7 protein-coding genes and 9 pseudogenes are annotated in these 10459 nt (G+C 56.7%); 9 read left to right on the forward strand and 7 right to left on the reverse strand.

Features of this window, described 5'->3' with window-relative positions:
• The 5 genes and pseudogenes from J6524_RS36640 to J6524_RS36655 all read left to right on the forward strand — a co-directional run.
• The coding region (locus J6524_RS36640) for an IS630 family transposase (protein ID WP_225678716.1) at positions 1-614 on the forward strand (614 nt) is incomplete at its 5' end.
• Between the two features lie 441 nt (positions 615-1055).
• Complete coding sequence (locus J6524_RS36645; protein WP_225678717.1) at positions 1056-1604, forward strand: aminotransferase class III-fold pyridoxal phosphate-dependent enzyme; 549 nt, start codon at positions 1056-1058, stop codon at positions 1602-1604.
• A 128-nt stretch (positions 1605-1732) separates the two neighbouring features.
• Positions 1733-2221, forward strand: coding sequence for an enoyl-CoA hydratase-related protein (locus tag J6524_RS38160; RefSeq protein WP_376712129.1), 489 nt, complete (start codon positions 1733-1735; stop codon positions 2219-2221).
• The gene (locus J6524_RS37545; RefSeq protein WP_283843386.1) at positions 2106-2537 is read left to right on the forward strand and encodes an enoyl-CoA hydratase-related protein; all 432 of its coding nucleotides are present in this window, start codon (positions 2106-2108) and stop codon (positions 2535-2537) included. Before J6524_RS38160 ends, J6524_RS37545 begins: the two co-directional genes overlap by 116 nt.
• Positions 2538-2774: 237 nt before the next feature.
• Positions 2775-3287, forward strand: a pseudogene (locus J6524_RS36655) (Glu/Leu/Phe/Val family dehydrogenase); the annotation flags it as partial.
• A 395-nt stretch (positions 3288-3682) separates the two neighbouring features.
• On the opposite strand, the pseudogene J6524_RS36660 reads toward J6524_RS36655, so the two are convergent.
• The 6 genes and pseudogenes from J6524_RS36660 to J6524_RS36680 all read right to left on the reverse strand — a co-directional run bounded on the left by J6524_RS36660 (position 3683) and on the right by J6524_RS36680 (position 6664).
• Positions 3683-4232 (reverse strand): annotated as a pseudogene (locus tag J6524_RS36660) (anthranilate synthase component II).
• Between the two features lie 64 nt (positions 4233-4296).
• Positions 4297-4473, reverse strand: a complete 177-nt coding sequence (locus J6524_RS37550; RefSeq protein ID WP_312002547.1) for a chorismate-binding protein — start codon at positions 4471-4473, stop codon at positions 4297-4299.
• Positions 4474-4555: 82 nt separating this feature from the next.
• Positions 4556-4735: pseudogene (locus tag J6524_RS38165) on the reverse strand (chorismate-binding protein); the annotation flags it as partial.
• Positions 4736-4793: 58 nt separating this feature from the next.
• Entirely contained in the window at positions 4794-5252 is a 459-nt protein-coding gene (locus J6524_RS37555) for a chorismate-binding protein (RefSeq protein ID WP_283843385.1), read from the reverse strand.
• A 322-nt stretch (positions 5253-5574) separates the two neighbouring features.
• Positions 5575-5979, reverse strand: a pseudogene (locus J6524_RS38175) (Dabb family protein).
• 171 nt (positions 5980-6150) lie between these two features.
• A pseudogene (locus J6524_RS36680) lies at positions 6151-6664 on the reverse strand (GntR family transcriptional regulator).
• A gap of 394 nt (positions 6665-7058) precedes the next feature.
• Between J6524_RS36680 and J6524_RS38180 the strand changes: the two are divergent.
• The 4 genes and pseudogenes from J6524_RS38180 to J6524_RS38190 all read left to right on the forward strand — a co-directional run.
• A pseudogene (locus J6524_RS38180) lies at positions 7059-7487 on the forward strand (radical SAM protein); the annotation flags it as partial.
• A 46-nt stretch (positions 7488-7533) separates the two neighbouring features.
• Complete coding sequence (locus J6524_RS38185) at positions 7534-7743, forward strand: hypothetical protein (RefSeq protein WP_376712130.1); 210 nt, start codon at positions 7534-7536, stop codon at positions 7741-7743.
• A gap of 50 nt (positions 7744-7793) precedes the next feature.
• Positions 7794-8102 (forward strand): annotated as a pseudogene (locus tag J6524_RS37560) (aspartate 1-decarboxylase); the annotation flags it as partial.
• Between the two features lie 5 nt (positions 8103-8107).
• Positions 8108-8233: pseudogene (locus J6524_RS38190) on the forward strand (AAA family ATPase); the annotation flags it as partial.
• Positions 8234-9770: 1537 nt separating this feature from the next.
• Here J6524_RS38190 and J6524_RS36695 read toward each other — a convergent pair.
• Positions 9771-10020, reverse strand: a pseudogene (locus J6524_RS36695) (ATP-binding protein); the annotation flags it as partial.
• Between the last annotated feature and the right edge of the window lie 439 nt (positions 10021-10459).

The following is a 10459-nucleotide window of genomic DNA, read 5'->3' on the forward strand; positions in this document are numbered from 1 at the left end:
TCGGGCTTTACCTGTCCCCGCCGAACCGAGCCCTCGTCCTCAGCATCGAGGAGAAAAGCCAGATCCAGGCACTCGATCGCGAGCAGCCCGTCTTGCCGATGATGCCTGGCGTGCCGGAACGTCGCACGCACAGCTATGTGCGGCATGGTACGACCACGCTGTTTGCAGCACTTGACGTTGCGTCAGGGTTTGTCATCGGCAAATGCTACAAGCGCCACCGGGCAGTCGAGTTCTTGAAATTCCTCAAAGAGATCGACGATCAAGTCCCTGAAGGGCTCGATGTTCATATCGTCATGGATAACTACGCCACCCACAAGACACCCAAGATCAAGGCGTGGCTCGCCCGCCGCCCGCATTATCATGTCCACTTCACGCCGACATCCGCGTCATGGATTAATCAGGTCGAACGCTGGTTCGCCGAACTCACCAGAAAGCAGATCCAGCGAGGTGTCCACACCTCCGTCAGACAGCTCGAAGCCGACATCCGTACCTTCATCGACCTGCACAACAAAAACCCGAAGCCCTTCAAATGGACCAAGTCTGCTGACCAGATTTTGGCTTCAGTCAAACGCTTCTGTCACAAAGCCCAGCAGACTTTATGTGGTGAACTTTAGATTCACGTGACTAGCGAGAAGCTTGGACAACGCTGCGCGTTGCCCACATCCCCACAGCCACAACAGCAGCAAGCAAGAGTAGCGTAGAGCTATTGGGAAGAAGGAACGGCAGCAGCTCCACTTAAGAAACCGGACCCAGTGGTCCTCAGCATAGGGTCCACTTCAGCCGTTTCATCCTATCGTGGCGCGCCGCTCTTGGTCTTGGGCGATGTCATTCCGCTACGCTTCAATCAACCGAGCCTGGCGGAGCAGTTGATTGACGCGAACGCTTCCAAGCTGGGAGCCATCCTCATCGATATGATGCCTGGCCGCTCTGGCTACATTACTCCCACACCAGAGTTCCTCGACGCGGTTCAACAGGCAGCGAGGAGCATTGAATCCTGATCATCGCGGACGAGGTGCTGAATTTCCGCCTGGGCTATCAAGGGTCTGCAGCCCGTTTTGGACTCGCAGGACATCTTCACGTTCGGCAAGATCATCGGTGGTAGTCTCCCGATCGGAGCAATCGGCGGCAGGCGCGACGTGATGTTCGTCTTTGACGCCTCGAAAGGCAGGCCGATTGTCCCGCAAGGCGGAACGTTTTCCGCAAATCCTCTATCGATGACGGCCGGCCTCGCTTCAATGAATGCTCTTGATCAGGCTGCATTCTCTCACCTCGAGAAACTCGGTGACAGGCTGCGTGATCAATTGCGCGCTGCGATCACTCGGCATGGAGCTCCCTTCTCGGTGTCGGGAGCGGCGTCTCTGTTCAGAATCCATGCGAAGCCTGTCCTGCCGCGGGAATTCCGCGAAGCGCTGGCAACGCCAGAGGAGGCTCACGTCCTGCTGGAACTCGCTCGGACGTTCGCTGAGCAAGGAATCAATATTACAAATAATACGTCGGGGTGCCTTTCGACCCCGATGAGAAATGCGGACATTGATCTCATCTCATCGGTCTTTGACCGTTTCCTAGCCACACGCGGTGACCTCATTGAACCGCTAAGTGCTTGACGCAACCAACCCTACACTTCCATAGATGGCGCCCATGCACGGCAGCCCAGGTCGTCGGGATGATTTCGCGGCACCGGCATAGCTCCGGCCGGGCCAATCGTATTGCAAATTCGTGTAGGTGAACCGGTATGCAGTTTGAGACTGTCATAGTTGAAAGGCGCGGGAAGACCGCCTGGATCTTTCACAACCGGCCACAAGTTCGGAATGCGGAAAGCCGCCAGCTTCTGGATGAGATGGATTTTGCGCTGACAGAGGCGCTAGCGGACGACGAGATCTGCGCCATCGTATTCGCAGGCAAGGGTGACCACTGTTCCGCCGGCCACGATCTGAAGGAGGCGCAGGCAAGCCGGGCAAATTTTACTGTCGAGGAACGCTACTCCTACGAAGAAAAGCGCTATTTCGAGTATGCGCTTCGGATTTGGGATTGCCCTAAGCCAACGATTGCCTCGGTTCAGGGCGCTTGCGTGGCCGGCGGCTTCATGGTCGCACAACATGTGCGATATGGTTGTGGCTTCGAACGATGCGTTCTTTGCCGATCCGGTCTGTCAGAGCCTCGCCACGGCGGCCGTCGAGGTGCTCGTCCACCCCTGGGTGATGGGCTTGCGCATGGCGCATGAGTTCTTGTTAACCGGACGGCGCCTATCCGCCGAAGAGGCATATCGCATCGGCATGATCAACCGCGTCGTACCGCGAGACCGGCTAGAGGCGGAGACAACCGAACTGGCCGAAAAAGCCGCCGCTGGTTATCCATTCGCGGTCAAGCTTGTCAAGCGTTCGCTCAAGCGAGTGGCGGAAATCCAAGGTTTCCGCACCTCGCTTCAAAGCCATTTCGACGCTCATCAGCTATCCCATGTTACGGACGAGTACCGCCGGATGCGTGATCAAGGTATCGCGGCCGGAATCACCCGGGGCAAAGATGCATCACGAAAATGACCGACCGAGCCGAAGCCTTCGGATAAGAAGGTCGATTGGCTGGTATCGGCGGCAGCACCCATTCTTGGAGGCATCATATGCCCCTTGGAGCCGATGGGACGACAAAGCTCGGCCTTCAGCTGGAAGAGGCCGTCCGACTGGTAGTCGCTATGGAAAGCGGCGGATTGTGGCCTCGATTGGAATTGAAGACCTTCGATCAGACTGATTCCTCAATATCGGAGTTTGTCCGTGACCCCTGCGTCGCGAGGAAGCTTAAACGGCTACCCCAACGAACCCGTATTGGACTCAGTAGAGATGTTAATAATGCCTTGCGATATACTTGTTCCAGCTGCAGTGGAACGAGTGATCGACGCCAAAAACGCCGGTGATCTGCGCTGTCGTATCCTTGCCGAGGGCGCCAATGGGCCGACCACACCGGGAGCCGATCGGATTCTAGAGAAGCGTCAGGATGAGATCTTCCTCATCCCCGACATTTTGTGCAATTCAGGAGGTGTGGTGGTTAGCTACTTTGAATGGGTGCAGGATCTCCAGCGCTTGTTCTGGGAAGAGGACGAGGTGATGCGGCGGCAGTATCAACTCTTGGACCGTGCCTTTGAGCGCGTATTGGCGAGAAGTAAGCGAGACGAAGTCCTCCACCGCACCGCCGCCATGGCGATCGGCGTGGAGCGTGTGCGCGGGGCAAAGGAGACACGGGGGCTGTTTCCGTGCTGCGTTCTTGCTACTCGAAAACATCCCGTTCGTGATCTTTGACGCCTTGGCTGTCAAGTCCGACGTAAATCCGGTTCGTCAGGAGAACATGAAGAGGAATGTGCGGTTGTATCGCACAGCCGGCCCGCAGCCCCCCAAGGGACTAGCGGATCAAAATGCGCAAAACTAACCGCCCTGAGGCGCCGGCCCGTTCGGCGGCCAGGATCTCTGAGCGCTTGCATCCCTGGACATTTGGGCGGGCCAATTGCGCCGATCGACGCTTCTCAAGTCCGGTGAGAAATCGATTGCATATCACCTCTCTTCACTGCGCTGGGCACCCTGCCGGATTTGCAGCAGGGGCCATTATTCGAGCAATTTGCATTATTTGCTGAGGTTTGGCGAACTGCTCACGGGGAAGTGCAAAAGCAGAGCGATCGCCCGCGATGTCGCTTCCGTTCTCATGCTCCAGTGGTTTTTGCGAATTGCAAGAAGTTGATCAGCATCACCTGTCCTTGTGGTGAAAGTATCGATTCTGGATGGAACTGTACGCCATACGTTTGGTGATGCCGATGTGCGAGGGCCATGATCTCGCGTTCCTCTGACCGTGCTGTCTCAGCGAGATGCGGCGCGGATGATTCATCAAGCTCAACGACAAGAGAATGGTAGCACCCCACGCAAAGTGGGGAAGGGAGTCCTTCAAATAGCCCACGGCCGTCATGCGTTATGTCCGAGGATCGCCCGTGCATAGGGTGACGTGCACGCGCCACACCTCCGCCGAAAACACTCCAGACACATTGGTGTCCGAGGGCAGATGCCGAGAATTGGGACATGGCCTGAAAGCTCCCGGACGATCGCTGTGGATACTCCAGCCTCTAATGGAGTGCAGGGACCGGGCGAGATGACCACCGCGCGCGGCTTGAGGCCAACAAGATCGCTGACGCTGATCGCGTCATTCTGAATAACTTCCGTTGCTTCGCCAAACTTGCGGTTGTCGATAATGACAATCAAAATGCACCAGATGTTTCAACCACCAAAGGTGTCAAAGATTCGCTGCGCCTTGGCGAGCGTCTCGTCATATTCGGCCGCGGGATCCGACATGGCGGTGATCGCAGCTACCCGCATGAAGGACAGCGAGGCGGTCCTGGATGGTGACCGTGCGGATCGCCATGTTCGTATCCATGTGCCCGTTGAAGCCGATGAAGCCAATCGCTCCGCAATAAACTCCTCGCCTCACCTGCTCGATGTCCACAATAATTTCCATCGATCGCACGAGCCGCCGGGAAAGCAAGCTCCAAGCAGGCTGACAGCGTCCTGGTCTTATTCAAGTTCACCCTAACCGCCGACACGAGGTGGTGCACTGAGGCGCAGGATTCCAGTTCGCACAGCGCAGTAACCTCGACCGAATGCGAAGTGCAAACGCGTGACAAATCGTTACGCAGGAGGTCGACAATCACGGTGGTCTCGGCACGGTCCTTTTCGGACGCAAGGAGAGTTGTTGCCCCGGCGCTCATCTTCCTTGCAATCAGCCGAACGCGCGATCGTGCCCTTGATGCGCCGCGTTTCGACCCGTCATCCGTCAAGTTTTAGAAATCGTTCCGGCGAGCTCGATGCGATGGGCGCCTTGCCGTAGCGCAGGAGGGCAGCAAATGGTGTCGGTTTCAATGATCGTAGCCGCCAGTAGAAGGCAAGCGGATCAAATGAGGTCGACAGCCTGGCGGTCAAGCGCTGCGCAATATTGGCTTGGAACACATCCCCAGCCAGAATCAAGTCGATGACATGCCGTAACGCGGCAATGTAGCCCTCACGGCTGAAATTTGAATGCCGCGGGCCCGCTGTGCCGCATGATCCATTCGGCTGCGGATTTGGATTGTCAAGGAGAGCCGCAAAATTCATCGGCTCGACGGCGTGCGCGCTCAGTCCGTCGCGGAGGATCCTGCTCTGGCCATCCGGTAGACACAATCCAGCATCTATGATCACGATGTCGAAGCTAACGACCACGTCATAGAAATGAAGAACGGATTCGGGCAAACGTTGATCGGGGAAGCGCCGGCCGTGGCAATCGTTCTAGTTACCTGTTTAGATCGTAAGCAAGGAAACCGGCCGCGCCTCCCTGGAAGGGGCAGACCCGGGCGATGCTCCTGCTTATACTTGCTGATAAGTGTGCGAAGTGCTTCCCATGAATCGCCTCAAGAGCCTCTCCATTCCAACTAGCCTGACCGTCCGCGACCGGTAGGTACTGAAGGGGTCGCAGGTCAGATATGAGTAGCGCCCCAGCCAATCTTGCAGCGCTATCGAGGAACGTAAGATCCGCTTGATTTACGAGAAATCGCATCGCTGTCACAGGCGTAATCTACTGCAATTCGCGGACGTGCATTGGGCGGTCAGTCACTGAATGGCTAATCCCGCCAGTCGTAGGATTGCAAACAGTAGCTTGGTTTCTGTCTGTCATTGAGGCGAAACGCGCATCCGTTGATACGTCGTAATCGGCCGCGAACCGCAGCTCCCTGAGTGGTCATACCCGCCTGATCGATTCTTGGTATAGATGATGCGCCTTATAAGCGGCGAGTTCTGTCTCGTTATCGAATTCACCATAGACCACGACGTCGATATCGTTGCCGAGCTGGTCGCTCTTGCAATTGCGAGCTACCTCAAGCCGGCGAGCATGTGAGATTGCGGTGAGAAGAGATAAGCCCTTAACGATTTGATCGATATTGGTTGTATCCCTGGCGGTGAACAAGACGATGTGACGAATCATGGATGCCGGTGGGGTGATGACGCAAGGAGGTCGCATACCTATTTGGGGATCGAGTCTGCTGCAACGGCTGCAGGATCGCCGGTCAGCCGTGACACAGTTTGGATCGCGGGCGATCAAGAGCGGAACGCACCAGACGGTTTTTGTGTGTGTGTGTGTGTGTGTGTGTGCTGGTCAGGAGGAGGGAAGGGCAAGGCGCTCAATGGTGTGAATGTGGCGCGCGAGCAAGTTACAGGCTTGATCGACGTTACGCGCTCAGTGCTTGCAGGATCATGCGGTGGTCCTGATTGGACCGCACAGCGCATGGTGAAAGGCGCGGTTGGCCAGCTTGAAATCCTCAATCGTCACGGCATTCTCTCCCTCAATTAAGGCGAGCTCGATTCGTGCCAAATGGGCCGGTGTAAGGGTTGAGGCCGCATTGCGCACCGCCACCACTTCAAGCGCTGCTCGCATCTCGGCGACTTCCTCACTGACTTCATATCAAGGGGAGCAACCCGCACACCTCGGCGAAGCAAAGCGACGACGAGATATTGGGCCTCCGTTGCCGAAAGGCTTCGCGTACCGGGACGTGGCTAGAATTGAGTTCGCGCGCGATGTGATCTTGCCTGAGTGGAGCGTCTGGCTGCAGCACGCCGCTGATGATTTGCTCCGCAATGCGCGGCGCAATCGTCGTATTTTGGTCGGTCATCGTAGATTATCTATCGTTGGGGCCATTCAGGTGATCGGCCGAGGCAACAGCTCCACGTCGAAATCGCAAGAGAGATCCTCTTCTGCAGAATTTCTGCAGTCCTGCGCTGCTTTATGCGGTTTTTAGATTCGAAAGGCTTGTACCTTTCTTCGTGAGCACTCTGACTAGTCTCCCCAATCTCCTTGGACGTTCAACAACCGTCATCTCCTCAGGGTTATGGATAATTACCGACAATATCTATGATCTTTTCGTGAACGTGGAAGCCAGTCTTAATGTCTGCTGATGTGGAAGTGGGGCGAAACGGCAGCTTGAGCAGCGCGCCCGTTCGTAACAACCGGAATCGTGCTGAAGCCGAAGCGCTTTATACCTTGATACCTTGCCATTTGCCGATCTGATGTTCCAGGCGCAGAGCGCGCATCGTCACAACTTCGATCCAAGCTGCGTCGAGACCGTAAGCTTGCTCATCATCAAGACTGGCGGCTGTCCGGAAGACTGCGGCTACTGTTCGCAGAGCGCGCATTACGCCACCAGCCTCAAAGCCACCCATCTGACGGATTGCGCCGATGTTGCTGCCACCGCGCAGCGCACTGTGGATGCCGGCGCGACCCGCGTCTGCATGGCCGCGGCCTGGCGCTGTCCAAAAGACCGCGATCTCGGTCAGATCTGCGACATGGTCGGTGCGGTTAAGGGTATTGGCATAGAGACGTGCGTCACGCTCGGCATGCTTAGGCCGAAGCAGGCTGCGAGGCTCGCTGACGCCGGACTCGACTTTTATAGTCACAATGTGTCGACTCCTCGCCGGAATTCTATAGCAAAATCATCACAACGTGCACCTTGCCGGATCGTATCGACACACTTGGCTATGCGCGATGCTGGCATCCAAAGTCTGCAGCGGGGGAATTGTTGTGCGGTTGTCGGCGGGACGGCAGTATATGATAGACGAGCTGCAAGCGCTGTGCTCTTTGGCCGTGCAAATTCACATCTTCATCGGCGATGTGCTGCTGACCACTAAGAACCCGCAAACCGACCGCGACGCGAACTTGCTGAACCGCCTCGGCATCATATCTGGACTCACCTGAGGAGAATCGACCAGCGTTTAATCTTGCGCAAAATTCAGCTTAGGTGAGGAATGCAAATTACGTTCATGAAGGGCAGAATCGATCGTGCCTTAAGTGACCGAAGTCGATCTGCACTCTGAAGGCTCGAAATCAATTGTGGCGCGCTGCTGGGCGTGGCAGGGTTCCTGATCAACGAACGCGTCGAATCTACAACATCGAAACCGGAGCACGCTTCCCCACCTATGTCATCGAAGCGCCCCGGCGGTCGGGCACCATAGACTTGAACGGTGCGGCTGCGCGCCTCGCAATGCCCGGAGATAAACACAATCATAGCTTACGGCTCGTTCGATGAGGCGGAGGCCAAGCTCGTCACGCCACGCAGCGCATGCGCAGCGCGCGTTGTGGGCTTCCTCCTTGCCGGGGGATCGGCAAAACGGTATTTCTGCAGGCCTCGCTCATCTCCTGGCCGCGAACTATTGGAAACCCATTCAGGCTGGTCTCCAAGGAGAAACCAATGGCCAGACGCTTTGGATTCTTAGCTCGAACAAGGTGTGGTACCGCTTACCAAACACGAATCTCGTTGGTACCTTTGAACATTTGACCATAGCGGAAGCGCGCCTCGAAGCAACTCGTGTGGCCACTCAAAACGAGATGCGGCGCGCGGTCACAATGAACAAGTGGATAGTAGCAGAGTACGGAGCGGCTCGATTCAACTTTAACGAGAGACAGAACGCGTAGCTACGGCGGTCGCCAACTTTCGGCTGAGCCTCGATACCCGAGGATTGCGAATCCGCGAGCGCGCTCGCCTGTCTAATGGGACGACTGCTGCAATAAGATTTCGCGAGGATTCGATCATGGGCCGCCTGCATCCGTGTCGTGCAGGACAACCTGTCGATCCATGCCCCCCAGCGCCCTCTGCCAGGCCGGCCGCTTCCGCAAAGCCTCTATCGAGAGCAGCGAATGATTTATTGTGCCGAGCTCTGTCTGACGGACTCTGAAGACCGCGCAAGCCGATCTCCCGAGGCGTAAATGCAACCAGCTTAGCCAGCCGCAGTGGTGCCAGCCATCGCATCGGCCTGAAAAGACCCTTCGCTCATTTCAATGGAAGCGTTGAAAGCCGCTTATCCAGCCAGATGACCCCCAAGCGCGAGCTGCCCGCGTTACGCTTTCTTTTCGCGCAATTTGGACTGTTATGATTAGCTAAGCGCCTTCAACAGATTGGAAGACGCGTGTCAACTCTGCGCCTCACCGCCCATCCTGGCTGGGCAAGTCGCAAGAGATCATCCGAGTCGTTCAAAAAAGATCTGCGGCAATCAGGCATCGAGAACACGCGCGGCAGCCTGATGATCTGCCCTTTTACTGACAAAGATTTTCCAGGGAGGACCATTTTCGGATAAGCGCGAAACTGGTTTAGCAGGATATGTGGTTCACGCTCGGCAACAAACAGCAACATCTTCGATATGGTGCGTCGTTCGGCGCTGCATAACGGGTCGACCACCTGTTGGTGTTTGTGTCCTGAGGCATCCCAGAGGTGCGCACGTGATCGCGCTTGAGATCGCTGTAACTCTTTCTAACCAGCCTAACCGGCGGCTTGAAGAGCCGCGTGGGCAATCGCTCGTCCCGAGCGACGTGAATGCTTGGTGCTGCCTGCCTCAAGTGGTCGCTCCTCCCCAACTCGCTCAATTCTTGAGGGATCAGCAGATGACCGCTAACAACAATCCGAAATTCGAGCAGCGCACCAGCTGGGATAACGATTACACTGCAAGCCCGCGCAGATCGCAGGGAAGGCGCGTGCGGATACCGACGATCTCGCCCGGGTGTACCTAGATGATGCCGCCCGGAAGTCCGAGATGATCCCGCCCACCATTCCAGGATGATCTCGTCCGGGTGTGGAGGCGTTCTGGCGTTTGTTTTCTGGCAGTGAGCAAGCCGCCGGGTCAATTGGGATTGCAGCCAGACCTGTTGTGTTCTGCTGCTGTTGCTGTGTGCATGTGGGGCACGCGTTTGCGTTCTCCAAGCGCAACGGTATGTCCACAGGGCGACGACTCTCAGTCCTTGCGGCTTTGCTGCGATCGACTTCGACGAAGGCTCTCGTCGGGGAAATCGAAGCGGTGGACGTTGTGAACGAGACGATCCAGCACGGCATCGGCATAGGTGGGATCGCCAATAAGCGGCGCATGGCATTGCTCCACTGGGAGCTGGCTGGTGACGATGGTGGAGCGGCGGCCATAGCGATCTTAATTTCCAGAGATTGTGACGGGCTCCGGCGTCGAGCGGCTCGAGGCCGCAGTCGTCGAGTCACGTTGAGCTCAACGTGACTCGACTTATGTGCAGCCCGCAGTGATGTGGAGCGATATCGATCTCCCCGCTATTAACAGCCGCCTCGACCGTTCCTACTCAACATAACTGACAGCGGTAGCGTGGTTCTCCCAACCATCCAAAGGGGGCAACCATGCTCGAACACTTATTCCCGAAGGTTCACGCGTGTTACTCGGGATCGTCCAATGGCACCTTGTTGGAAGATTTCGCCACTTGGCTCATCTCGGCTAAGTACGCCCGACCCACAGCCCGCCGTCACGTACGAGGGCTAAAGGAAGCCCTCGACCTGATGGGTTCAGCGCCGCTTGATTGGGGGGGCGGCGTTTCAGGAAGGTTTTTGTCGCAAGCATTTGCCTCCGCGTCATTGCAAGGCACCCGATGCGCCGTTGAACGGTTTCTTACCGCGAGAAGGCTGCTG

It is taken from the genome of Bradyrhizobium hereditatis, assembly GCF_020329435.1.
Classification (GTDB): domain Bacteria; phylum Pseudomonadota; class Alphaproteobacteria; order Rhizobiales; family Xanthobacteraceae; genus Bradyrhizobium; species Bradyrhizobium hereditatis.

Bases quoted from the DNA above. Each gene is read 5' to 3' on its own strand.
- J6524_RS38185 (WP_376712130.1), top strand. From the start codon at position 7,534: ATGCTGGCATCCAAAGTCTGCAGCGGGGGAATTGTTGTGCGGTTGTCG.
- J6524_RS37545 (WP_283843386.1), top strand. From the start codon at position 2,106: ATGGTTGTGGCTTCGAACGATGCGTTCTTTGCCGATCCGGTCTGTCAG.
- J6524_RS38160 (WP_376712129.1), top strand. From the start codon at position 1,733: ATGCAGTTTGAGACTGTCATAGTTGAAAGGCGCGGGAAGACCGCCTGG.